Consider the following 22,736-nt stretch of genomic DNA (forward strand, 5'->3'; position numbering starts at 1 on the left):
CAACAAGATAAATTTTTAGGATTTTTTAGAAAGAAAACTTATACGATCATTCATCCTCCATAAGATTCAACAATGGTTTCCTGCTTCCTTTATTTTTATAAAATTAAAGAAAAAAGTAGTGAATGACTAAAAGGGAAGAACCATTGCAAGTGATGAAATAGGACAAATTATTCATTTAGTAAAGTAAATGTGAAATAATTCAAATTGTTGCTTATAGAAGAACTGCTTAGTTGTATAGTGAATATTATTCGCTTATTATGAATTTTGAATAGTTTAAAAATTCTATTATTAAAAAAGGAGGAAACGTTACCCATGAAAATGAAGTCATTGCTTGGTGCACTTTTTAGTACCGGTGCTACTCGAGAACCTGATGGTTTAATCAAAAAGCTAATCATCTGTCTTATTATCGCAATCACTATTTTTCAATTTTATGTCGTCCTGTTTTCATCGATGGATCCGTTCTTGCACAATGCAATTTTTATTACTTTTATGTTAGCTATTACGTTTATAGTTTTTTCTTTCAGTTCGAACAAAAAGGATAAAAAAATCCCTTTTTATGATATAGCGATATCATTAGCCTTGATAGGAATCGGCATTTTTATGATTGTAAATGCGGAGCGTTTCCTTACGCGATGGCCTTTAGCCGATCCTTTAAGCTCCACTGAATTAATCATTGGCACTGTCTTGCTTCTTATTGTATTTGAAGTAACAAGGAGGACATTAGGTGCCGGAATGCTCTTTATTGTAAGCGCTTTAGTTATCTATGCATTCTTTGGGCATCACATTTCCGGTCCTTTCGGTCACGAACAATATAACCTCATGCAAATCGTTGACCAAATGGCTTATACAGTTAATGGTGTATATGGCTCAATTGCAACTGTTGCAGCCACTTATGTTTTCTTTTTTGTATTATTTGGCAATTTATTTAATGCTTCCGGCGGGGGCGACTTCTTTTATGCTCTTTCAAAAGCGATAACGGGCCGTGTGGCGGGAGGGCCTGCAAAAGTAGCCGTCATTTCCAGTGGACTGTATGGTTCCATTTCTGGTAGTCCAACAGCCGATGTAGCAACAACAGGTTCTTTCACGATTCCATCAATGAAGAAAGTTGGGTATTCGGGAACATATGCAGGTGCAATTGAAGCAACAGCAGCGACAGGAGGCAGTATACTACCGCCTGTTATGGGATCAGCGGCTTTTCTGATGGCGGAAATGACTGGGATTTCATACACATCGATCGCCCTCGCTGCCTTAATTCCAGGGCTGCTGTATTACTTAGCTATTTTTAGCCAGGTGCATTTTCAAGCTAAAAAATTAAAAATGGCTGGATATGATGATGAAACGCTTCCTACTGTAAGGGGCGTCATGAAATCGATGGGCCAGTTTATAATCCCGATTATTGTGCTTATTGTTTTTCTTGAACAAGGATTTACACCCGTTCTTGGTGCCATTGCCGCTTCCATTGCAACGATCATTGTCAGCTATTTTAAGAAGGAAACAAGATTAACACCCCGAAAATTGTTTGACACAATGGTTGAAACAACAACACGAATTTCTCCATTAGTAGCGGTGTGTGCTGCAGCGGGAGTAGTAGCCGGTATTATTCAAGTAACGGGTCTTGGCGGGAAATTTTCGAGTTTGATCCATGCCGCCTCGGGGGGAAGCGTTTTCATGACCATGGTTGTGACGATGCTTGTTTGCATAGTATTTGGTATGGGTATGCCTACACCGGCCGCATATGTATTAACCGCTGTACTAGCGGCTCCCATTATGATTGAGGTTGGAATTGATATGATGCAGGCTCACATGTTTATTCTTTATTATGCTTGTTTATCAGCTATTACACCGCCTGTTGCAGTAGCGGCTTATGCGGCTGCAGCAATTGCAGACGCAAATCCGATGAGGATAGGGTTTTTAGCTTGCAGATTAGGATTAGTAGCGTTTATTATTCCATACATGTTTGTCTATGATCCTTCTTTATTGCTAATTGGTTCCAGTCAAAATATTGTGATAGCGACACTCCTGGCAGTAGCTGGTGTTATTGCATTAGCTGCCGGTTTAGAAGGATGGTTCGGTAAAATACTAAAAGGATGGGAAAGAGCAATCGTTACGATAAGCGGAATCCTAATGATTTATCCGGAGTTTACAAGCAGCATTATCGGCTTAATTGGGGTAACTCTTATTCTCGGTACAAAATTCCCAGCGCTAGTGAAAGACTTTAAAGATGCTGGAAAACTTCCTGCGGTAAAAGAAATTGCGTTGGATGAAAACGAAAACAGTCAAAAAATCTCCAGTTAAAAAGTAATGAAAAAACAAAAAGGAATAGGAGAATTTATATGAAAAAAAGATTTCTTCAAAGCATGATTGCTCTTATGTCTTCTGCGGTTTTTTTAGCAGGGTGCGGCAACACCGCGGAGGAAGGGACACAAGAATCTTCAACAGGTGATGGGAATTTAAAAGTGACGATTGCAGGAGGATCAGCAGGCGGCTTGTGGAGCACGATCGGTGAAGGAATCGGGGAAACCATTAAACGTACACATGAAGGGGCTACTTTTACGTATCAGCCAGGACAAGATGGAGCGAACATTATCACCGTCGATTCCAATCAGGCAGATTTTGGCATTGTTAGTTCTGCTGCTGTGAAATGGGCATATGAAGGAGAAAAGCCATATCCTAAAAAGGTTGAAAAATTGCGTACTGTCGCATTTCTGCATGCCATGCCCTATCACTTTATTGTCAGTGAATCGTCAGGGATAGAATCAATCGAGCAAATTACTAAAGAAAAAATACCATTCATTGCATCTGTCAATACAAAAGATTCTCCGATGGAAATGTCTAATCGTATCGTACTTGAAAGCTATGGAACAAGTTACGAAGATATTCAAAAAAATGGCGGGAAAATTCAGTTTATCGCTCCAAGCAAGTCAAACGACCAAATCAAAGATAAAAAATTGGATGGCACGATCTCTCCATTGCCAACACCTGCTGGCAACCTTGTTGAACTGAGCACCAATACACCGATTAAACTCCTGCCCATATCAGAAGAAGCGGTGAAAGAAGCGGAAGAGAAATTAGCTGCCAAACCTTATACCATTAAAGCAGGAACTTACCCATTCGTAAAAGAAGATGTGCCAACATTCGCGATTGACACTGTTTTAGTGTCAAGTACAGATGTTTCGGAAGAAGTCGTGTACGAAGTAACAAAGTCGATGTATGAGCAATTAGATTATTTATACTCAGTGCATCAATCATTTAAAGATATAACGAAAGAGACCATTACGGACCTTACAGGTGCCCCTTTACATCCTGGAGCTGAAAAATTTTACAAAGAAGTTGGTATTTTAAAGTAAAATAAAGAGATAGAGCTGTTATAATCTTAAAAAGTTCAGAAACTGAAACTGGTATACACGCTTATATTATGGAACAGTATGATTGTCACAAGGAGGAAAAGAGATGCAAAAACTGCTAAACAATGCGTATATTCTATTAATCTTCAGCACTCTATTTTGGGGTGGAAATGCGGTAGCGGGAAAGTATTTAGCAGGCTCAATTCCTCCTGTAACAATCTCATTTATCCGCTTGGCGATTTCTTTGTTCATTGTGTTGCCTTTTCTATTTCCACTCTTAAAAAGAGAAGCTCATGAAGCTAGAAAAAATGTAAAAATACTATTCATTCTATCCATTTCTGGTGTGATTGGGTATAACTTATTTAGTTACTGGGCCTTAAATTACACAACAGCGATCAATGGCAGTTTGCTGAATAGCACAAGCCCTTTATTTATCTTCTTATTCTCTTACTTTTTGATCGGTGAAAAAATAAGCTGGAAGTATGCTTTATCCATTATTCTTTCGATGACAGGTGTTATGATTGTTATCACACAGGGATCTATTGAGCGGCTGCTTTCTCTTCAATTTAATGTGGGGGATTTGATCATGCTGCTGGGTGTTATGATGTGGGCCTTATATTCCGTTTTAGTACGGGATGCATCAAAAAAAATGTCTTCTCTCGGAATTTTTGGATACAGCCTTTTTATCGGTTTTATGTTAATGATTCCAGCATCCATTATTGAATTGTTGTTTTTTCCAATTGAGAAGATTGAATTCGCAGAATGGACGGCTCTTTTCTATTTAGGGATTTTCCCCTCCGTTTGTTCATTTATATTGTGGAATCGTGCTGTTGCTTTAATCGGCCCATCAAGGTCGTCAATCTTTATGAACTTAACTCCGGTTTTTGGCACGTTGATCGCCTTCTTCGTAATTGGAGAGAGAATTACCGCTCCGCAAATCGTTGGCGGAGTACTGGTCTTTATCGGTGTTTTAGTTTCATCATTAAAGAAGAAAGAATTTGCGCCTAAAAACATTATGGTGAAAGTCAGGTAAATCTACGTGTAAAGGTAATTCATAGTAGAGAAAGGAGGATGAAAAATGGGAGAAATGCTTGCTCTGTTGTCGATGATTCTGTTTTCTGCGAATATTATATTGACAAAAGTGGCGATAGCCCGATTAAATTTAAATCTTGGTTTTCTTATCTCGGTGGGTGTCAATGTTTTATTTGCATTTTTTCTTTTTTTTATCCAGGTTTTCTTTTTTGAAGCAGGGGATTTAGCCTGGCATACAAAGGGCTTTTTTCTTTTTTTACTGGCGGGCTTATTTGGCACATATTTAGGAAGATGGTTTTTCTTTGAAACGATACAGAAGCTGGGACCTACCAGAGCAAGTGCGTTCCAGGTGACAAATCCGATCTTTACGACAATTATTGCCTGGTTGTTTCTAAATGAGCAGTTAACCGCGAGGGATTTATTTTCTATCATTTTAATACTATTTGGATTATTCATGGTGTCCTATACTCCTCAAAAAGCTTTAAAAAAAGAAATCGCGCAGCAAAATAAATTATTAAGTATTCAGCCATACCCAGATTTATCATTAAAAGGGGTTATACAATCCGGCGTTCTTGTCGCTCTCCTTAGCTCTTTCTCGTATGCGATCGGCAATGTTGTCAGAGGTGCGGCTATCATCAATTGGGACCAACCCATTTTAGGAGGGGCATTAGGGGCATTACTTGGTTTTACTCTTCACGCCGCTACAAGCAAAAATAAACGGCATTTTTGGCGGCAGGTAAAAGAAGCAGATAAGACCGGTGTGTGGCTTTATGTTATCAGTGGGATTATTACGATTTCCGCACAAATTTCTGTGATCGCATCCATGCGCTATATTCCTATTTCTGTCGCAAATCTCATAACACTCTCTACGCCGATTATCGTGACTCCAGTCAGCTATTTCCTCTTTAAAAATCAGGAGGGAATTACATTTAGAACTATATTGGGCATTGGTTTAGTGTTAGGTGGTTTAGTGGCGGTTGTCTTGTAGTCTATTAAATTGTGTGATTATTGTTTTTCTTTTGATTTTTGCGGTAAAATGTTTAGTATAAAGGATGCTGATTCTTTAATATGCAACAAAGAGGGAAGGGGAATTATGGCAAACGACATCAATCAAAATTACTTGCTTTCTTCAGTTAAAAATGCGCTGTTGATTATGCGCAGCTTCACATTGGACGAACCCGAAAAAAAGGTAACAGATTTAGCCAATTCCTTGAATTTAGGGAAAAGTACAGTCAGCCGTTTATTATCAACTCTTGCAAGTGAAGGATTTGTTGTGAAAAACCCTGAAACAAACAAATACAGGCTAGGCTTAACAATTTTAAATTTAAATACGATTGTGACAAACAACCTCGAAATCAATCGAGAATCACAGCCTATATTAAAAGAGCTTGTGAATGATATCGGTGAAACGGCACACATTGCTGTTTTAGAAGGCAGTGATGTTGTGTATCTATATAAAATTGATTGTAAGCATCCAGTGCAAATTTTAACACATATCGGAAAAAGAAACCCTGTTCATGCAACAAGCTCTGGAAAAGTACTATTAGCGCATCAATCAGAAGATACGATTCAGCAATACATAGAGAATGGACTATATGGATACAAGGCAAATACAATTACAGATCCGGAAAAACTACGTGATACGCTGCAGCTCGTCAGAAAACAAGGGTATGCCACAAGCTCAGAGGAATTGCTTGAGAGTGTAGCATCTGTTGCAGCACCTGTCCGCGATTATACAGGAAAAGTGGTTTATTCCGTTTCCGTAACCGGTCCAGTACACCGTATGAACCCAAAAAATCCTGCGCTCATTAATCGAGTAAAAAGAGCGGCACAAGAAATATCTGAAAACCTGGGCTGTTGGAATTATTAAAACACTAAAAAGCATTACCGTCCTTATTCTTATAATTAAGAAAAGGATCGGTAATGCTTTTTGGTTGAACTTATTTATTGAAATGTAATAACAGCATTCCAGCTTCCGGAAGATTGTCCTGCCGCACCGATTGTCGGTTGATTTTCTTGATCGATAACACTGAGCAGCATAGCCAGGTGGCGTCCCCCTGATTCTACTCCTGCAAGTCGTGCATATTGAGGAAGCATATGATAGGCAGATTCGTAATCTTTCTTCTCAATAAGTTGTAAAAACTCTTTATCCATTGCATGTTCAGAGGAAGTCGGCTTATTCTCACGACCTCTAACCAGGTTGTGAGAAAGGGCTCCGCTGGAAACAAAAACGATTTTTTTAGGACTGTCCTCCAGTACCTTTTTGATTGTTTTGCCCCATTCATATGTTTCCTGTAAAGAAGCAGCAAGCGTAACGGATAAATTAATCACTGGAATATCTTCATCCGGGACAAGGTAGCGAAGAGGGACAACACTGCCGTAATCCCAAACATAGTATGGATCATTAACAGAGACAGCTTTAATCCCGTTTTTCTCACCGGCTTCAACAAGCTGGGCAGCGAGCTCCGCGTCTCCAGGGAAGAAATAAGGAACGTCTTTAATTAAATCAGGACATTCAAAGGCAGTCAGCATTCCTTTATGTTCAGGTGTTGCATCTACATAGTGGAAGAAGGTAGATGGCCAATGGCAAGATACAAGCACAATCACATCTGGCTTTAAATCTTTTATTTTTTCCGCTGTCTTTTTTAGGTCCTTCACCATTTCTTGCTGGAAGCTGGGTGCATTTTCTTCATGACAGATGCTTGGCACGTGAGGTGCCAGCATGCTAAATAAAATCGTCAATGTGATCCCCCCTAAGTCTATTTATTTACTAATTTCGACATTGGGACACCTGCACGGCCCCAATGTGTTTTTGGTATTTCTGTGACAACGACACGGACTGAATCATGTGGGGCATCAAGTGTTGCGGCGGCCGTATCCGTCATATTTTTAATGAGCTCTTCTACTTTCTCTGGCGGTCTGCCTTCAAGAATTTGTATATTCACAATCGGCATTGTTTTTTCTCCTTTTACGCTTGTACTTTGAACGTAACATCCTGGAATCCATCAAATTTTCCAACTACTTGATCACCTTCAGCAAGCATGACGGCCCCTGTGATGGCGCCGGATAAAATAACGTCGCCTTCACGGATTTTTTCTCCTTTTTTAGCCAGCATATTGGCAAGCATCGCAATGGAATTAGCAGGGTGTCCTAATACGGCAGCGCCAGCACCAAGCTCTTTTATTTCTCCATTTATGGATAATGTAACTCCGACTAAATCCAAGTCGAGGGATTCCGGTTTTTTTAACGAATTCCCCAACACGACTCTTGATGTAGAAGCGTTATCTGCCACGACATCAGGCAAAGTAAAATTAAAATTTTCGTATCGGCTGTCGATTATTTCAAGAGCAGGAACAACGTATTCCGTTGCAGCTAGTACTTGAGCACCCGTAATTCCGGGACCTTCAATATCTTTCCCAATAACGAAAGCAATTTCAGCTTCCGCTTTTGGATGAATCAAGTCATTCAGACGAACCGTTCCGCCGCTTTCAATGAGCATATAATCAAAAACGTACCCATAAATAGGCTCATCCACATTCATTTGCGTCATTTTCGCGCGGCTTGTGAGTCCCATTTTAGGACCAATTATTTTTCGGCCTTCTGCTAGTTTCATCTTGACGATTTCTTCCTGGACAAGATATCCTTCTTCAACCGTTAAATCATTCTTTAGTTCAGCTGTAACTCTCGGCGTTTCAAACTTTTCTGTTTCCGCTTTCACAAGATATTCAGCTATTTCTTTATAAGTTGCCTGCATAAAGGATCCTCCTATTTAGCGATCAAGCTAGTCGATTGTTTTGCAAGGTCTGCCGCCACATCAAAAATCATATCTTCTTGTCCGCCGACTACTTTTTGTTTTCCAAGTTCAATCAAGATATCACGTGAATCTACATTAAATTGTTTTGCAGCCCGCTGTGCGTGAAGCAGGAAACTGGAATATACACCTGCATATCCAAGCACTAGTGAGTCTTTTGTAATCTCCTGCGGTTTTTCTAAAATCGGTGCTACTAAATCTTCTGCAATGTCCATCATTTTATAGAGATCAATGCCTGTTTGAATGCCCATCCGTTCAAGGACGGCTACTAGAACTTCTGTCTGGGTATTGCCGGCTCCGGCTCCAAGGCAACGGATACTGCCGTCAATATGGTCAGCGCCTTCCGCAATAGCTGCAAGTGTATTCGCCATAGCAAGCGATAAATTGTTGTGAGCGTGAAAACCGATATTTACCGACAGTTCATTTTTTAATCTGCGAATACGTTCTGCTGTTTCATGAGGCAATAATGCACCGGCTGAATCAACGATATAGACGGTATCAGCACCGTAGCTTTCCATTAATTTCGCCTGTTCGGTTAGTTTTTCTGGAGAAGCCATATGGGACATCATCAGAAATCCAACCGTTTCCATACCAAGTTCTTTTGCACGGGAAATGTGCTGCGGCGCAACATCTGCTTCTGTTACATGGGTGGCCACTCTGGCCATTTTTGCTCCAAGGGCGGCGGCTTCTTTTAAATCGCTCACAGTACCAATACCTGGGAGCAGTAATACGGCAATTTTTGCTTGATCTACAGCCGATACAGCAGCTTCAATAAGTTCCATTTCATTTGTTTTGGACAAGCCGTATTGAAGGGAGGAGCCGCCAAGACCGTCTCCGTGAGATACTTCAATGTATGGAACACCGGCTTTGTCGAGGGCACCAGCAACAGCTGAGACTTGCTCAACTGTATACTGATGACGAATCGCATGGCTGCCATCACGCAGCGCAACTTCAGTAATAATGATTTTTTTATTATTTAGCATTGTTTTTCTCCTTTCCAGCTTGTCGTTATAAAACGGCTTGTTTTAGTTTATGTTTTGCTAATTCTTCAGCCACTTTGACCGCGGCAGCTGTCATAATATCAAGGTTGCCAGAGAAAGCGGGGAGGTAGTCACCTGCACCTTCCACTTCGATAAATACCGTTACTCTGTTTTCTTCGAAAATTGGTTCCTGCTTTAAACGATAGCCTGGCACATAAGATTGAACGTCTTTTTCCATTTCTTTTATAGAACGAATAATTTCGTCTTTTTTTACGTCCTGTTCATCTAATAGAACATGGACAGTATCGCGCATCATGATAGGGGGCTCTGCAGGATTTAAGATAATGATGGCTTTTCCTTTATCCGCACCGCCAATTTTTTCGATTCCGCCTGAAGTGGTGACGGTAAACTCATCGATATTTGCACGTGTTCCCGGACCAGCACTGTCACTCGATATCGTTGCGACAATTTCAGCGTAGCTTACGGATTGCACGCGATCAATGGCGTGAACCATCGGAATCGTCGCTTGTCCTCCGCATGTAATTAAATTAATATTATCTGCCTCTAGATGTTCAGTAATATTCACTGGAGGAACAACGAAAGGGCCAACAGCGGCTGGTGTAAGGTCCAACACTTGTTTACCGGCGGCTTTCAATTTTTTTGCATGGCGGATATGCGCTTTTGCTGACGTTGCATCGAACACAATGTCTGCCAATTCCGGACGTTCAAGAAAGCCATCAATACCTGTGTCAATGGTTTCATAACCAAGCGCTTTTGCTTTTTTCAATCCGTCAGAGTCAGGATCAATCCCTATAACCGTTGTGAGGTCAAGAACATTTGACCGCCCAAGCTTGATCATTAAATCGGTTCCAATGTTTCCGGAACCAAGTACTGCAACCTTTATTTTCTCCATGTTGAAACCCCTTTCAAATTAGTCGGTAAAACGGACGCTTACTTGTCCGATGTGAGCAAATTTTGCTGTGAAAACATCGCCTGCTTTTGCATCGACAGCTGCAGAGAGAGCGCCAGATAAAATGACTTCACCCGCTTCGAGCGCAATGTCAAATTCGGATAGCTTATTCGCCAGCCATGCGACGCAGGAGGCAGGGTGGCCAAGCGCAGCCGCCCCAACACCGGTATTGACGATTTCACCATTTTTCTCAAATACCATTCCGATCATCTCAAGGTCGACTTCCGATGGCTTCGCAGGTTTTCCACCGAGAAGGTACAGTCCCGATGATGCGTTGTCTGCGACAGTATCGGCTAATTTTATTTTCCAGTCTCGAATGCGGCTGTCTACAATTTCAAGGGAAGGGACAATATAATCTGTCGCTTTCATTACATCAATTGGGGTAATCCCGGGTCCTTTAATCGTCTTTTTTAAGACAAACGCAATTTCCGCTTCTACTTTTGGCTGAAGTAGCCGTTTAACTGAAATGGCTCCGCCATTTTCAATCACCATATCATCAAGCAAATGCCCGTAATCAGGTTCTTCTACGCCAAGAAGTGTTTGCATGGCTTTAGAAGTAAGGCCTATTTTTTTTCCGGTTATTTTGCGGCCGGCTTTTACTTTTTCAGCAATAGTTTCAAGCTGGACATAATATGCATTCTTTACATCAAAATCAGTCATCACTTCAGTAAGAGGATTCGTGCCGTTTTTCGTTTCTTCCGCTTCTAATAGAAGGTTTGAGTATTCTTTAATCATTGTCATCACGATTCCCATCCCTTTACAGTTTAATTGTGATATTCGAAAGCTCCGAATAGAAATCAAGACTGTGCATACCGCCAGTCCGGCCAATACCACTGTGCTTCATACCGCCAAATGGTGTACGCAAATCACGGAGGAACCATGTATTCACCCAGATAATACCTGCTTCTAATTGGTGAGACACACGGTGTGCACGACGTAATTCATTCGTCCAAATCGTAGCGCTTAATCCGTAATGCGTATCATTTGCCTGCGCGATGACTTCTTCTTCTGTATCGAAAGGCATAACAGTTACCACCGGTCCGAAAATTTCTTCACGAACACATCTCGAATTTCGATCGAGTCCAGTGATAATTGTCGGCTCCAGGAAGTATCCTTTCTCAAGATGATCCGGCCGGCTGCCACCCGTTAAAATGGTCGCGCCATCCGCACGAGCAATGTCGACATAGCTGTTCACGCGGTCATAGTGTTCTTTGCTGACTAGCGCACCTACATTGGTTTCAGATTCAAAAGGGTGTCCTACTTGAAGTTTTTGTGTTTCTTTTGTGAACTTCTCCAAGAATTTTTCATATGCGGGACGCTCCACATAAATGCGGGAGCCGCACAAGCAGACTTCACCCTGGTTAATAAAACTTGAGCGAATCGTTGTTTCGATCACTTCATCGAGATCCGCATCTGCGAAAATGATATTCGGATTTTTACCGCCAAGTTCAAATGAGAGCTTTTTAAGAGAGTCAGCTGCAGATTTCATGATGGCTGATCCTGTTCCTGGCTCACCAATAAAGGAGATCGCATCCACATCCGGATGTTCAGAAATAGCTCCGCCAGCTGAATTTGGACCAAAACCATGAACAAGATTGACAACACCGTCCGGAACACCCGCTTCTTTACATATCTCCATAAGTACTGTTGCCGTCATCGGTGTCCATTCAGCCGGTTTAATGACTGCTGTATTTCCCATACCGAGGCAAGGGGCAAGTTTCCACGTTAAAAGGAGAAGAGGTAGATTCCAAGGTTTAATGATCCCGACTACGCCGACAGGACGACGATAGGAATAATGAATAGCTTGATCATCTTGCTGCTGTGCTTCATTATTAATTGACATAATATAATCCGCAAAGAAGTGAAAATTGTATGCCGCACGGGGAATGTCAATTTTTTTAGCTAGAGAAACGGGCTTACCTGTGTCATATGATTCTAAATAAGCAAGTTCATCCTGGCGTTCCAAGATCAAATCACCAATCCGACGAAGGATTTTTGAACGCTCTGCTAACGTCATTTTTTTCCAAGGTCCATCTAAAGCTCGTTTGGCGGCGGCCACTGCAAGGTCTACTTCTTCTTTTCCGCCTTCAGCAACTGTACCTAAAACTTCTTCGGTTGCCGGGTTAATGTTTTCAAAGGTCTTTTTGTTGAGCGATTCAGCAAATTGTCCATTGATAAAGTGCAGGCAATTAATTGGTTCGGTTTGTACGGTACCTGTCGTTGAACGAGAGTTTGTTAATGAAGGTGTTGTCATTTTTATCCCATCCCTTATTCTGAATTTTTCAACTTCTTAATCTATGTTAATCAATTAAATTTTGCTATACAACACTCCAGTTCTTCTATAAGCAACAAATAAGAAAAAATTAAAATATTCAATAATTTCTTTTCATCATCAGCTGAATTTGATATATTTTCTCCCATAACCGTTTGAAAATTGCTGAATATGGAACTAGGGGGTGAAAAAATGAGCGAAGAGCAACTTCTTTCATCAGTAAAAAACGCGCTCCGCATTTTACGAAGCTTTTCTATGGAGGAACCTGAAAAGAAGGTGAATGAATTGGCGGAATCACTTGAAATGAATAAAAGTACAGTCAGCCGTATGATGGCAACACTCGCTAGTGAGAATTTTGTCTATAAGGATCAAAAAACAAAAAAATACCGGCTGGGAATGTCGGCATTAGCTTTAAGCGGTGTTGCCAGCAGCCAACTTGACATTTCCCGTGAATCTCAATCAGTTTTAAATGAACTTGTTGAAACCATTGAAGAAACCGTTCATTTATCAGTCCTCGATCAAATGGAAGTTATGTATTTGGAAAAAGTGGAATGTGAACAGCCAGTTCGGGTTTTAACGCACGTTGGAGGCAGAAACCCTGCCTACTGTACAAGTGCGGGCAAAGTGATTCTTGCTTTTTCAGACAAAACCCTCACGGAAAAAGTCATCTCAAACGGACTGACTTCGTATACAGAATATACGATAACGGACCCGAAGGACCTTTATGATCACCTTGAGCAGATTCGCGAGAGCGGTTACGCGTATAGCATTGAAGAACTTCAAGAAGGTGTCACTTCGGTGGCGGCGCCAGTATTTGACCATACCGGTTCGATCATTGCGGCCTTATCTGCAGTTGGTCCAAAGCAGCGATTTCAACCACACAAAATTCCTATTCTCGGGAAAAAAATTTCTATTGCTGCGGCAGAAATTTCCGCAAGGCTTGGCCATCGTACTGCTGCGAATAAGGAGGAAAATTTTAATAACATATTTTGAACACAATATAAATAACTAAAGGGAGAGATACCGACATGCATGATTTTCACACGCATTTTATACCAGAAGAAGTTTCTCAATGGCTAGAAGAGCAGAAAGATGCCGTGAAAGCCGATTGGCGAAAAACGGATGCCAATAAAACATTTCTAACAGTGAATGGGAAATGGGGTTTTGAATTAAAGGACTCCTTTACAAATTATGAGCGTTATCAAGAGGATCAGAAACAAGCTGGTGTAACCTATCCAGTCATTTCGCCGGTTCCTCAACTATTTCTGTATGAACTGCCGACAGAAATCACTAGAGAGTTAGTCTCTGTATACAACCAGTCGCTTGCACAGCTTGTTCAGTCAGATAACAAATTGTCAGCATTTGCCACTGTGTCTCTTTCTAGCCCAGAACTGGCTGCTGAACAATTGAGAAGCGCAATGAACAATGGACTTATTGGCGCTATTATCGGCCCCAATGCAAATGGACGAATGCTGACAGATCCTTATTTCACTCCGTTTTTTGAAGAAGCCGACCGGCTTGGTTCTATTCTTTTTATCCATCCGCTTCTCTGTGAAGACCCTCGCCTGAAAAAAAGAAAAATGCCGAACCTGATCGGTGTACCATGGGAAACTACTGTATGCGCCGCTGATATATTGCTTTCTGGAATGCTGGATAAATACTTGAACATCAAATTTTTATTGGCTCATGGAGGCGGCTTTTTACCATATCAAATCGGCCGTTTAAATAAAGGTTTTTCACAATGGCCAGAAGTATCTAGTGTATTGCAAGCTTCTCCCGAGGAATACTTAAAGCGTTTTTGGTACGATTCTGTCCTTTGGCACCCGCAGGCACTTGATTTTCTTATCAAAACAGTGGGTGAGAATCAGGTGGTGCCCGGATCTGATTTCCCATTTGATCTATGCGTTTGGCCTCCTGAAAAAAAAGCAAATAAGGGTTCCAGCTATCTTATAGGGCACGATCAGGAACGGAAAAATATTGAAATAAAGTGATAAGAAAAATATTGTTCTTTTGTTGCATATAAAAGAACAATGTGGTTGTATATTAAACACTTGGTACTTTAAAATAGAAATTACAAAAACAAAAGATGAGGGGGAGAATAAGATTTAATATCTGATTATTGTAAATCTTCTTTAAATTGAAAGCGTGTACAGCTAGAGCCGTTAAAAATTTTGTCTTAAAGGAGTGCTGAAAATGTTAAGTAAAGAACAAAATGAAGCTTTGACACAAGTTGATTCCGGGAAGCCGATGGGCGAACTTTTAAGAAGATATTGGCACCCGATCGCCGCAAGTACAGAAGTTGAAAAAAAAGGAACAATTAAAAAATTAAAGATCCTTGGTGAGGACCTTGTCTTATACCGCGATAAATCTAATAACCTTGGTTTAGTAGCCGATCGTTGTGCCCACCGCGGAGTATCTCTTGAATACGCGATACCGGAAGAATGCGGGCTGCGCTGCCAATATCATGGATGGCTGTATGATAAAACTGGTCAATGCATAGACCAGCCAAATGAACCAGAAGACAGCACATTTAAAAACAGAATTAAAATTTCGGGCTATGAAGTAAAAGAATTAGGCGGTTTAGTTTTTGCCTATATGGGGCCGTCTCCAGCTCCAGAATTGCCAAAATGGGATTTATTTGTGCAGGAAAATGTCGTTCGTACGATCGGATACGCTGTTATTCCATGCAACTGGGTTCAAATAATGGAAAATTCACTCGATCCTACTCATTTAGAATGGCTGCATGGACACTATTTTGAACATATCTTTGAACAGCAGGGAAGACCTCAGGATGAATGGCCGATTACAAAGCATCATCTCAAAATCGGGTTTGATGAATTTGAATACGGAATTATAAAACGCCGGGTTTTAGAAGGACAAACAGAAGAAAATGAAGATTGGGCAGTTGGCCATCCGATTGTATTTCCGAACTATTTGAGAGTCGGGGACAGCGGAGCACATTCCTTCCAGATTCGGGTTCCGATCGATGAAACACACACATTGCATTTCTGGTATACATGCTTTGTTCCAGCCGAAGGAGTAAAAGTACCAGAAAACTATCCAATTACGTTCTATGAGTGTCCAATTTATGATGAAAACGGAAAGTTTGTCACTGATTATATTGATGGGCAGGATATGATGGCCTGGATAACGCAAGGTCCAATTGCAGATCGGTCCATCGAACGGCTCGGCACGTCTGATAGAGGCATTATTATGTACCGGCAAATGCTGAAGAGAGAACTGAAAAAGATAGAAAATGGTGAAGATCCAAAGTGTACAATTCGAGATCCTCAACAAAACGAGTATATTGAATTGCCACAGGAGGAAGACAAATTCAGTGAAGGTGGATTGTTATCTGGTGTAGCCATTCACTGGAATACACGCTATGCGCCTAATCTGTCGGAAATTATTGAAATTTGTAAAGGCGGAGTCATCTCTTCAAATGTGTGAGACATTAAAGGAGTCTCTCTTTGACGCGAGAGAGACTCCTTGTCCCCTTAATCAGGAGGTTATGAAAATGGCAGAAAACAAAGTTGACGAAATAAAGCTAAAATACTGCCCGAATTGCGGTGAGTCCCTGTTAAAACCAAATAGTCTTTTAAATGAATATTGGATCTCTCAGGACACTGCTTATTTTTGCTGGTGCGGAGAATGCTCGTGGAGAGGTGAAATTATCGAAATCATACGAGTAACGGCTCCAGAACTAGCAACATCATAAAAAAGGTGTGAAAAAAATGAAAGATAACATATTAGCAGAGCTTAGGGAAAAGGTGGCTCTATCATGCAGGATTTTGGCGATGGAAGGGTTAGTGGATGAAACATTGGGACATGTCAGTGCCCGTATTCCAGGAACGGATGAAATGTTTATCCGCTGCAGGGGTGAGTCGGAAAAAGGGGTAAGGTACACAAAGACGGAGTCAATTAGACGTGTAGATTTCGATGGTGAAGGAGAAGATTTACAGGGTGTATACCATGTCCCAAAAGAACTTTCCATTCACGGAGAAATAATGAAATCACGTCCTGACGTAGGCTGCGTGATTCATGCCCATCCGCCAGCAACGCTCATTTGCGGAATCACGGAACTCGAATTTCGACCGATCTTTGGCGCGTTTAATATACCCGCAATGCGCATGGCACTGGAAGGCATCCCAATTTTTCCTAGATCGTACTTGGTGACAAGACCCGAACTGGCAGCTCCTATGATCGAAACAATGGGGAACAAAGACATTTGTTTAATGAAAGGGCACGGCATTACTGCTGTGGGTGCGACGGTTGAGGAAGCAACGATCAATGCGCTCAATTTTAACACCCTTGCAAAAGTCACATTGGAGGTTGGCAAAACAGGAAGAGAAGCACCTTCCATTTCCGAAGAGGATATTGCCGAGCTGCCTGATTTGGGAACAAAATTTAACGCGAAATGGGTCTGGCAATACTATGTGAAAAAATTGCAGGAGCAAGAAAAGCAATTACAGGAAGGAGCCGTTTTATGACTTCAACAAGTCAACATTTAAACATAGGCATTGTTGGATTAGGAATTGCGGGCGCATCCATGATACCGGCGATATTAGATCATCCCCATGTCCATTTAGCTGCGGCTGCCACAAGAAATCAGGAACGTCTCGATAAATTTGCGAAAGATTATAACGCGAAAACATACTATTCAATTGACGAATTATGTATGGATCCAGAAATAGATGCTGTCTATATTGCCACACCAACAGAGCTGCACACGGAACATGTGCGGATTGCAGCTGAGGCAAAAAAGCATATTATTGTCGAAAAACCACTTGCCGTATCAATTGAAGAAGCGACAAATATGATTGAACTGGCAGAAAAGAACGGTGTATATCTTATTGTTGGTCACTCCCACAGTTTTGAACCGCCTATTCAAAAAATGAAGGAAATTATTGATAGCGGGCGCCTTGGAAAAGTATTAATGATTCACAATTGGTACTACAATGACTGGATATACCGTCCGCGAACACCTGAAGAGCTAAAAACGGAGCTCGGGGGAGGTGTGACGTACCGTCAAGGATCGCATCAATTTGACATTATCCGCCTTTTGGGCGGCGGTGAAGTAAGAAGCATCCGGGCAGTGACAAATATTTCAGATCCCGAAAGGCCGGCAGAAGGCAATCATACCGTCTTTTTAGAATTTGAAAATGGCATCCCTGCAACCGCTGTATACAATGGCTATGACCATTTCCATACGACGGAATTAACGTATAACATCGGTGAGGGTGGACCGCTTTCCAACTCAGGAACCTATGCGCAAGCCCGAAGAACAATTAAAGAAACAAATTCTCCGGAGGACGAAGTTGCCTTAAAAGTAGCTGCAGGTTATGGAGGAAGCCGCTCAAAAAATTATCAAGAAGCAGAAAAACACCATCCATTTTTCGGCTTAACGATTGTGAGCTGTGAAAAGGGCGATATTAGGCAAAGTCCAGAAGGATTACTCGTATATGGTGAAGAAGATAAATATACGGTTACGATTCCGATGGAGGAAACCGGTAGACTGAATGTCATCAATGAGTTATACGAAGCTGTTGCACATGGGGAAAAACCAATCCACGACGGCCGGTGGGCAAGAGCGAACTTAGAAGTATGTGTAAAAGCGCTCCAGTCATCAAAAGAAAGAAAAGAATTGCACCTGCAATTTCAAGTTCCGGTGAAGGAGACAGTGGAAAATATACGTAAGTAATTTGAACAGGAGGGAAAGAAATGCAGGAAAATGAAAACGACAAGATTTTTGATATTACCATTATTGGCGGCGGGCCGGTCGGCCTTTTTACAGCTTTTTATGCAGGGATGAGACAGGCTTCTGTAAAAATCATTGAAAGTTTGCCGCAGCTTGGCGGACAGCTTTCTGCATTATATCCGGAAAAATATATTTATGATATCGCTGGTTTTCCAAAAGTCCGGGCGCAGGAACTGATCGATAACTTAACAGAACAAATGAATCTATTTAAAGACAACACCACACTTTGCCTGGGACAGTCTGTGCAGTCGATTGAAAAAAACGATGGAATCTTTTCTATTCAAACAGAAAATGAGCTTCATTATTCAAAATCGATTATTATTACGGCTGGAAACGGAGCGTTCCAAGCAAGGAAGCTTCCGATTGAAGTGTCCGAAAAATATGAGAGTTCAAATGTTCATTACTTTGTAAAGGACTTAAGTCGATTTGCCGGAAAAAAAGTCGTCGTGTTTGGGGGCGGTGATTCAGCAGTAGACTGGGCATTAATGTTAGAACCTATTGCGGAAAAGGTGACCATTGTCCACCGGAGAGATAAGTTCCGGGCACATGAACACAGTGTGAAATTGCTGGAACAATCGAAAGTAGAAATAATGACACCGTATGTGCCAATTCAACTGGAAGGAGAAAATGCAGTTGAAAAGGTCGTGCTTGAAGATGTAAAGGGTAAAAGCCGGGTAGAGATTGAGGTAAATGACGTGTTAGTGAACTACGGGTTTGTCTCGTCACTCGGCCCAATCAAAAATTGGGATCTTGCGATTGAAAGCAACTCTATTGTCGTCAACTCGAAAATGGAAACAAATATTGAAGGTATCTATGCTGCCGGTGATATTTGTACATATGAGGGAAAAATTAAATTGATTGCGACAGGGTTTGGTGAAGCTGCAACCGCTGTCAGCAATGCAAAAGTGTATATAGAACCCTCTGCGAAAGTACAGCCATTACACAGCACAAGCTTAATGGAAAAGAAAGACAAAAAAGTGTTAACGTAATAGTTCAAATCACATGTTGAGGAGGCGTTTTACAATGGCAAAATTCACATGGGTGGATCAGGAGACGTGTATTGCATGTGGAGCATGCGGAGCAGCGGCACCCGAGATATATGATTATAACGATGAAGGCATTGCATACGTCATTTTGGACGATAACCAAGGGGTCTGTGAAGTTCCCGATGAGTTACTGGACGAGTTGGATGATGCACTTGAAGGGTGCCCGACAGAATCCATTAAAATGGCGGATCAGCCCTTTACGGAGGAAATGAAAATCGGTTAAGCAGCGCAGCACGTTCAAGTGCAGCATATTTTTTGCTGCACTTGAAAATAAAGGATGACACGAGATCGATGAAAATAAACGTTTACCAAAGTTTGGTTTTATCGTTTTTTCATACTGTCAAGTTGTGCTTCGGACCTTTTAAAGATGTAACGAAAGAAACGATCGCAAATACAGCCCATGCACCCATGCATCCAGGCGCAGATAAATTCTATAAAGAAAAAGGGTTTTAAAATGAGACAGCTATGAAGATCGTTTATTTCGGCTGTCTTTTTTTCATTTTATTCGTATATATATAGAATAATCAGATTAAGAGGAGTGGTGATCCATGAACGATACGGAAGAAAAAATATTCTTTGAAAAACGAGGATTTGGGAAGAATATCGGTTTTGGAGAGCGTCCTGCTATTCTCGTTGTTGATTTCATTAATGCCTTCACAAATTATCAAAATCCTGAAATGGTTTTATCCTCAAATCTTGAAAAACAAATCTATGAGACGAATCGATTATTGGATGCGTCAAGACCTCTGGGCATTCCGGTCATATATACAACCATTAGTTATGATGATGACCTCCTTGATGCCGGAATATGGGTATTAAAGCAAAGTGGTCTGGAAACCCTGCGTGCTGAAACAGAAGCGGTCAAAATAGATTGTAGTCTTCATTCACAAGATAATGATTCTGTCATGACAAAAAAATATGCCTCTTCATTTTTCGGGACCGATTTATCCTCACGTCTTACATCCCAGCAAATCGATACACTCATTATAACAGGCTGCACAACAAGTGGGTGTGTTCGCGCAAGTGCAGTGGATGCCGTTTCTTATGGTTTTAGACCTATTATTGTAGAAGAAGCCGTAGGGGACCGTTCAGTAGCTGCCCATAACCAAAGCTTATTTGATATACAGGCAAAGTATGGAGATGTTGTATCTGTTGAAACCGTTTTGTCCTATTTTGAAAGAATAAAAAGTTAATCTATAAATTCTATAATGTAATGGGGGAAGGAAAAATGGGGGAACAAAAGGAAAATGCGATTCATGAATTAGTGAAAGCCAATAAAATTCTGTACAATGAAAACGTGTTATTTGAAGCTTTTGGACATATTAGTGTAAGGAATCCGGAAAATCCGAATGAATTTCTGTTATCAAGATCGTTGGCGCCAATGTCTGTTGAATATGAAGATGTATTTACTTATGATTTGGAAGGCAATTGTTTAACGGACTCAGACAAAAAATCATATGCTGAGAGAGTGATCCATTCAGAAATTTATAAGCAAAACCCGGAAGTTCATTCAATTTGCCACAACCATGCACAAGCATTAATGCCCTTTACTGTCGTTGATATTCCTTATAAACCTTTATCTCATTATGGTGCCATGTTTTACGAAGGTGTGCCTGTTTACGATGATTATGACGTTTCAGATGGGATGCTAATACGGAATAAGCAGGAAGGGGAAAGAGTTGCGAGATGTTTGGGAAATAAGAGGGCCTTACTATTAAGAGGACATGGAGTCATCGTGACAGGAGAGTCGTTGCGAAAGTGTGTCATGAACTCTATCTTCATGGTGATTGACGCGGAAAATCAATATAACTCGCTAAAGATAGGAAAACCGAAGTATTTAAGCTATGAAGAAGCCAGAGCTTGTGATCAGAAAACTTGGAACATGGATATTTCTCAAGAGAGAGCATGGAATTTTTGGTGTTCTAAAATCGAGATAAATAATCATTAAGATAAAAAGAGATGGATCACCTATTTTTATGATCCATCTCTTTTTTTGATAAAAAAGGCTAAAAACCGTATGAAACATGTCTGCAAGCAATATATATGAATAGGTGAAAAAGGAGGAGGTTCAATGGTTGATACTGAATAGGGTGCTAGAATTCATCAATGATCCGTTTTTTTTATTTGTTACGACAGGCTGGATACTCGAAGGTGCATTCTTTGTATTTATATTTTATACGCTGCTTTGGGTAGTAAAAAAAGCAAAGTACGCTATAAAACTTCAGACAGCAGGAACAACCATGCAGCTCATGTCTTTATATTGGATCTTTTTTGTTCCTTATTCATATGAATTAAACGCAATTTGTATTTTATTGTTCTTTATCGGATCCTTAATAATGGCTATTGCTTTAACAGAAGAGCTTATTACTGAAAGTATAAGAGCCCGTTTTCCACAATCTGAAAAAGCGGCAGGATGATTTATTTCATTTTTTTCTTTTCTATCAATTAAAAAGCATACAAAAAGAATCAGCAACATAAAATAAGATAAATAGCTGGAAAAGGGGAGTTTAAGATGAAGCATACCCGTTTTGAATTTTCACCGATTGCCAATCGAAAACCTGTAAAACTTCCGAATGAAGCGAGAGTGGCTCTTTGGGTTATACCAAACCTTGAACATTTTCATTTTGATCAGCCTTCCACCTCTATCTATGGAGGAACTGCTGGTTTAAAACCCGATATTCTGAATTACTCCTGGCGTGATTACGGTGTTCGGGTAGGGGTTTGGCGAATGATGGAAATGATGAAAAAATACAACATTAAAGGGACAGCAGCGCTTAATTCAGAAGTCTGTGCAGAGTATCCTGAGATCATACAAGCGGGAAAAGAATTAGAGTGGGAATGGATGGGTCATGGCACCACCAATTCGAAACTTATTACGAGTATAGAAGAAGCTGAAGAACGCCGATTGATAAAAGATGTACTTGATACGATTGAAGAAAGCACTGGTACAAGGCCAAAAGGCTGGCTTGGGCCCGCTTTGACAGAAACAATCAATACACCAGATTTACTAAGGGAGGAAGGAATCGAATATTTAGCCGATTGGGTAAATGACGACCAGCCATATCCGATGAATGTACGAAATGGGGAGCCGCTGTATTCGATTCCTTACTCTATTGAAGTAAACGATATTACTTCCTTTTTAAGTTTTGGGCATACACCGGAACAGTTTTATCAAATGCTTGTTGACCAATTTGACGTCCTTTATGAAGAAGGAAAAACAAATGGGAGAGTTATGTCGATTTGTTTGCATCCGTTCTTGATTGGACATCCATTCAGAAGCAAGTATCTAGAAAAAGCATTCTCTTATATTACGAGTCATGAAGGCGTTTGGCTGGCAACGGGAAGCGAGATCGTTGACTACTTTAAAACCGCACATGAAAAAGATGTCATTGATCAAATGGCAACATAAATGAGGTATTCGTTTTATAGATAAATTAAATAGCACGGAGCCGGAGAATCGACTGTTCTCTGGTTTTTTCTTTTTTATAAGTCATCATTTCTCATGATTGACAATTGTTTCTTT

At 40.8% G+C, this 22,736-nt stretch carries 24 protein-coding genes; 17 read left to right on the top strand and 7 right to left on the bottom strand.

Annotation, left to right across the window (positions count from 1 at the left end):
• Positions 1-312: 312 nt before the first annotated feature.
• The 5 genes from BTO28_RS07695 (at position 313) to BTO28_RS07715 (ending at position 6,246) form a co-directional block, all read left to right on the top strand.
• Positions 313-2,295 carry a TRAP transporter permease gene (locus BTO28_RS07695; RefSeq protein ID WP_083711384.1) on the top strand — a complete coding sequence of 661 codons (1,983 nt, stop codon included), beginning with the start codon at positions 313-315 and terminating at the stop codon, positions 2,293-2,295.
• A gap of 38 nt (positions 2,296-2,333) precedes the next feature.
• Positions 2,334-3,347 carry a TAXI family TRAP transporter solute-binding subunit gene (locus tag BTO28_RS07700; RefSeq protein ID WP_076764965.1) on the top strand — a complete coding sequence of 338 codons (1,014 nt, stop codon included), beginning with the start codon at positions 2,334-2,336 and terminating at the stop codon, positions 3,345-3,347.
• Between the two features lie 103 nt (positions 3,348-3,450).
• Positions 3,451-4,377 carry a DMT family transporter gene (locus BTO28_RS07705; RefSeq protein WP_076764966.1) on the top strand — a complete coding sequence of 309 codons (927 nt, stop codon included), beginning with the start codon at positions 3,451-3,453 and terminating at the stop codon, positions 4,375-4,377.
• 45 nt (positions 4,378-4,422) lie between these two features.
• Complete coding sequence (locus BTO28_RS07710; protein WP_076764967.1) at positions 4,423-5,364, top strand: DMT family transporter; 942 nt, start codon at positions 4,423-4,425, stop codon at positions 5,362-5,364.
• Positions 5,365-5,469: 105 nt separating this feature from the next.
• Complete coding sequence (locus tag BTO28_RS07715; RefSeq protein ID WP_076764968.1) at positions 5,470-6,246, top strand: IclR family transcriptional regulator; 777 nt, start codon at positions 5,470-5,472, stop codon at positions 6,244-6,246.
• Between the two features lie 74 nt (positions 6,247-6,320).
• Here the strand turns inward: BTO28_RS07715 and BTO28_RS07720 are convergent, their stop codons facing one another.
• The 7 genes from BTO28_RS07720 to BTO28_RS07750 are packed head-to-tail and all read right to left on the bottom strand — an operon-like array spanning position 6,321 to position 12,391.
• On the bottom strand, positions 6,321-7,118 hold the full coding sequence (locus tag BTO28_RS07720; RefSeq protein WP_076764969.1) for a DODA-type extradiol aromatic ring-opening family dioxygenase: 798 nt from the start codon (positions 7,116-7,118) through the stop codon (positions 6,321-6,323).
• Positions 7,119-7,135: 17 nt separating this feature from the next.
• Positions 7,136-7,330 carry a 4-oxalocrotonate tautomerase gene (locus BTO28_RS07725; protein ID WP_076764970.1) on the bottom strand — a complete coding sequence of 65 codons (195 nt, stop codon included), beginning with the start codon at positions 7,328-7,330 and terminating at the stop codon, positions 7,136-7,138.
• Between the two features lie 14 nt (positions 7,331-7,344).
• Complete coding sequence (locus tag BTO28_RS07730; RefSeq protein ID WP_076764971.1) at positions 7,345-8,130, bottom strand: 2-keto-4-pentenoate hydratase; 786 nt, start codon at positions 8,128-8,130, stop codon at positions 7,345-7,347.
• A gap of 11 nt (positions 8,131-8,141) precedes the next feature.
• Entirely contained in the window at positions 8,142-9,170 is a 1,029-nt protein-coding gene (dmpG, locus tag BTO28_RS07735) for a 4-hydroxy-2-oxovalerate aldolase (protein WP_076764972.1), read from the bottom strand.
• A gap of 25 nt (positions 9,171-9,195) precedes the next feature.
• Positions 9,196-10,080, bottom strand: a complete 885-nt coding sequence (locus tag BTO28_RS07740; RefSeq protein WP_076764973.1) for an acetaldehyde dehydrogenase (acetylating) — start codon at positions 10,078-10,080, stop codon at positions 9,196-9,198.
• 18 nt (positions 10,081-10,098) lie between these two features.
• On the bottom strand, positions 10,099-10,878 hold the full coding sequence (locus BTO28_RS07745; RefSeq protein WP_076764974.1) for a 2-keto-4-pentenoate hydratase: 780 nt from the start codon (positions 10,876-10,878) through the stop codon (positions 10,099-10,101).
• A 16-nt stretch (positions 10,879-10,894) separates the two neighbouring features.
• A complete protein-coding gene (locus BTO28_RS07750) occupies positions 10,895-12,391 on the bottom strand; it encodes an aldehyde dehydrogenase (RefSeq protein WP_076764975.1) in 1,497 nt (498 codons plus the stop codon).
• A gap of 210 nt (positions 12,392-12,601) precedes the next feature.
• On the opposite strand from BTO28_RS07750, the gene BTO28_RS07755 reads away from it, so the two are divergent.
• The 12 genes from BTO28_RS07755 to BTO28_RS07810 all read left to right on the top strand — a co-directional run bounded on the left by BTO28_RS07755 (position 12,602) and on the right by BTO28_RS07810 (position 22,622).
• A complete protein-coding gene (locus BTO28_RS07755) occupies positions 12,602-13,402 on the top strand; it encodes an IclR family transcriptional regulator (RefSeq protein ID WP_083711386.1) in 801 nt (266 codons plus the stop codon).
• A 35-nt stretch (positions 13,403-13,437) separates the two neighbouring features.
• A complete protein-coding gene (locus BTO28_RS07760) occupies positions 13,438-14,400 on the top strand; it encodes an amidohydrolase family protein (protein ID WP_076764977.1) in 963 nt (320 codons plus the stop codon).
• 202 nt (positions 14,401-14,602) lie between these two features.
• Positions 14,603-15,859 (top strand): aromatic ring-hydroxylating dioxygenase subunit alpha, encoded by a 1,257-nt coding sequence (locus tag BTO28_RS07765; protein ID WP_076764978.1) that lies wholly within the window; start codon positions 14,603-14,605, stop codon positions 15,857-15,859.
• A gap of 67 nt (positions 15,860-15,926) precedes the next feature.
• A complete protein-coding gene (locus tag BTO28_RS07770) occupies positions 15,927-16,127 on the top strand; it encodes a hypothetical protein (protein ID WP_076764979.1) in 201 nt (66 codons plus the stop codon).
• Between the two features lie 16 nt (positions 16,128-16,143).
• Positions 16,144-16,899, top strand: coding sequence for a class II aldolase/adducin family protein (locus BTO28_RS07775; protein ID WP_076764980.1), 756 nt, complete (start codon positions 16,144-16,146; stop codon positions 16,897-16,899).
• On the top strand, positions 16,896-18,110 hold the full coding sequence (locus BTO28_RS07780; RefSeq protein ID WP_076764981.1) for a Gfo/Idh/MocA family protein: 1,215 nt from the start codon (positions 16,896-16,898) through the stop codon (positions 18,108-18,110). Before BTO28_RS07775 ends, BTO28_RS07780 begins: the two co-directional genes overlap by 4 nt.
• Positions 18,111-18,130: 20 nt before the next feature.
• Positions 18,131-19,156 (top strand): NAD(P)/FAD-dependent oxidoreductase, encoded by a 1,026-nt coding sequence (locus BTO28_RS07785; RefSeq protein WP_076764982.1) that lies wholly within the window; start codon positions 18,131-18,133, stop codon positions 19,154-19,156.
• 34 nt (positions 19,157-19,190) lie between these two features.
• Positions 19,191-19,436 carry a ferredoxin gene (locus BTO28_RS07790; protein WP_076764983.1) on the top strand — a complete coding sequence of 82 codons (246 nt, stop codon included), beginning with the start codon at positions 19,191-19,193 and terminating at the stop codon, positions 19,434-19,436.
• Positions 19,437-19,761: 325 nt separating this feature from the next.
• A complete protein-coding gene (locus tag BTO28_RS07795) occupies positions 19,762-20,406 on the top strand; it encodes an isochorismatase family protein (RefSeq protein WP_076764984.1) in 645 nt (214 codons plus the stop codon).
• A 35-nt stretch (positions 20,407-20,441) separates the two neighbouring features.
• Positions 20,442-21,161, top strand: a complete 720-nt coding sequence (locus BTO28_RS07800) for a class II aldolase/adducin family protein (RefSeq protein WP_076764985.1) — start codon at positions 20,442-20,444, stop codon at positions 21,159-21,161.
• Positions 21,162-21,288: 127 nt separating this feature from the next.
• A complete protein-coding gene (locus BTO28_RS07805; protein WP_076764986.1) occupies positions 21,289-21,630 on the top strand; it encodes a hypothetical protein in 342 nt (113 codons plus the stop codon).
• Positions 21,631-21,725: 95 nt separating this feature from the next.
• On the top strand, positions 21,726-22,622 hold the full coding sequence (locus BTO28_RS07810) for a polysaccharide deacetylase family protein (protein WP_076764987.1): 897 nt from the start codon (positions 21,726-21,728) through the stop codon (positions 22,620-22,622).
• The last annotated feature ends 114 nt before the right edge of the window (positions 22,623-22,736 follow it).

Origin of the sequence: Domibacillus epiphyticus (genome assembly GCF_001975785.1) — a bacterium.
Classification (GTDB): Bacteria; Bacillota; Bacilli; order Bacillales; family Domibacillaceae; genus Domibacillus; species Domibacillus epiphyticus.

What these genes read in the sequence shown, in the direction of transcription:
- BTO28_RS07695 (WP_083711384.1), top strand. Translation starts at nt 313, where the DNA reads ATGAAAATGAAGTCATTGCTTGGTGCACTTTTTAGTACCGGTGCTACT.
- BTO28_RS07700 (WP_076764965.1), top strand. Translation starts at nt 2,334, where the DNA reads ATGAAAAAAAGATTTCTTCAAAGCATGATTGCTCTTATGTCTTCTGCG.
- BTO28_RS07705 (WP_076764966.1), top strand. Translation starts at nt 3,451, where the DNA reads ATGCAAAAACTGCTAAACAATGCGTATATTCTATTAATCTTCAGCACT.
- BTO28_RS07710 (WP_076764967.1), top strand. Translation starts at nt 4,423, where the DNA reads ATGGGAGAAATGCTTGCTCTGTTGTCGATGATTCTGTTTTCTGCGAAT.
- BTO28_RS07715 (WP_076764968.1), top strand. Translation starts at nt 5,470, where the DNA reads ATGGCAAACGACATCAATCAAAATTACTTGCTTTCTTCAGTTAAAAAT.
- BTO28_RS07725 (WP_076764970.1), bottom strand. Translation starts at nt 7,330, where the DNA reads ATGCCGATTGTGAATATACAAATTCTTGAAGGCAGACCGCCAGAGAAA.
- BTO28_RS07730 (WP_076764971.1), bottom strand. Translation starts at nt 8,130, where the DNA reads ATGCAGGCAACTTATAAAGAAATAGCTGAATATCTTGTGAAAGCGGAA.
- dmpG (WP_076764972.1), bottom strand. Translation starts at nt 9,170, where the DNA reads ATGCTAAATAATAAAAAAATCATTATTACTGAAGTTGCGCTGCGTGAT.
- BTO28_RS07740 (WP_076764973.1), bottom strand. Translation starts at nt 10,080, where the DNA reads ATGGAGAAAATAAAGGTTGCAGTACTTGGTTCCGGAAACATTGGAACC.
- BTO28_RS07745 (WP_076764974.1), bottom strand. Translation starts at nt 10,878, where the DNA reads ATGACAATGATTAAAGAATACTCAAACCTTCTATTAGAAGCGGAAGAA.
- BTO28_RS07750 (WP_076764975.1), bottom strand. Translation starts at nt 12,391, where the DNA reads ATGACAACACCTTCATTAACAAACTCTCGTTCAACGACAGGTACCGTA.
- BTO28_RS07755 (WP_083711386.1), top strand. Translation starts at nt 12,602, where the DNA reads ATGAGCGAAGAGCAACTTCTTTCATCAGTAAAAAACGCGCTCCGCATT.
- BTO28_RS07760 (WP_076764977.1), top strand. Translation starts at nt 13,438, where the DNA reads ATGCATGATTTTCACACGCATTTTATACCAGAAGAAGTTTCTCAATGG.
- BTO28_RS07765 (WP_076764978.1), top strand. Translation starts at nt 14,603, where the DNA reads ATGTTAAGTAAAGAACAAAATGAAGCTTTGACACAAGTTGATTCCGGG.
- BTO28_RS07770 (WP_076764979.1), top strand. Translation starts at nt 15,927, where the DNA reads ATGGCAGAAAACAAAGTTGACGAAATAAAGCTAAAATACTGCCCGAAT.
- BTO28_RS07775 (WP_076764980.1), top strand. Translation starts at nt 16,144, where the DNA reads ATGAAAGATAACATATTAGCAGAGCTTAGGGAAAAGGTGGCTCTATCA.
- BTO28_RS07780 (WP_076764981.1), top strand. Translation starts at nt 16,896, where the DNA reads ATGACTTCAACAAGTCAACATTTAAACATAGGCATTGTTGGATTAGGA.
- BTO28_RS07785 (WP_076764982.1), top strand. Translation starts at nt 18,131, where the DNA reads ATGCAGGAAAATGAAAACGACAAGATTTTTGATATTACCATTATTGGC.
- BTO28_RS07790 (WP_076764983.1), top strand. Translation starts at nt 19,191, where the DNA reads ATGGCAAAATTCACATGGGTGGATCAGGAGACGTGTATTGCATGTGGA.
- BTO28_RS07795 (WP_076764984.1), top strand. Translation starts at nt 19,762, where the DNA reads ATGAACGATACGGAAGAAAAAATATTCTTTGAAAAACGAGGATTTGGG.
- BTO28_RS07800 (WP_076764985.1), top strand. Translation starts at nt 20,442, where the DNA reads ATGGGGGAACAAAAGGAAAATGCGATTCATGAATTAGTGAAAGCCAAT.
- BTO28_RS07810 (WP_076764987.1), top strand. Translation starts at nt 21,726, where the DNA reads ATGAAGCATACCCGTTTTGAATTTTCACCGATTGCCAATCGAAAACCT.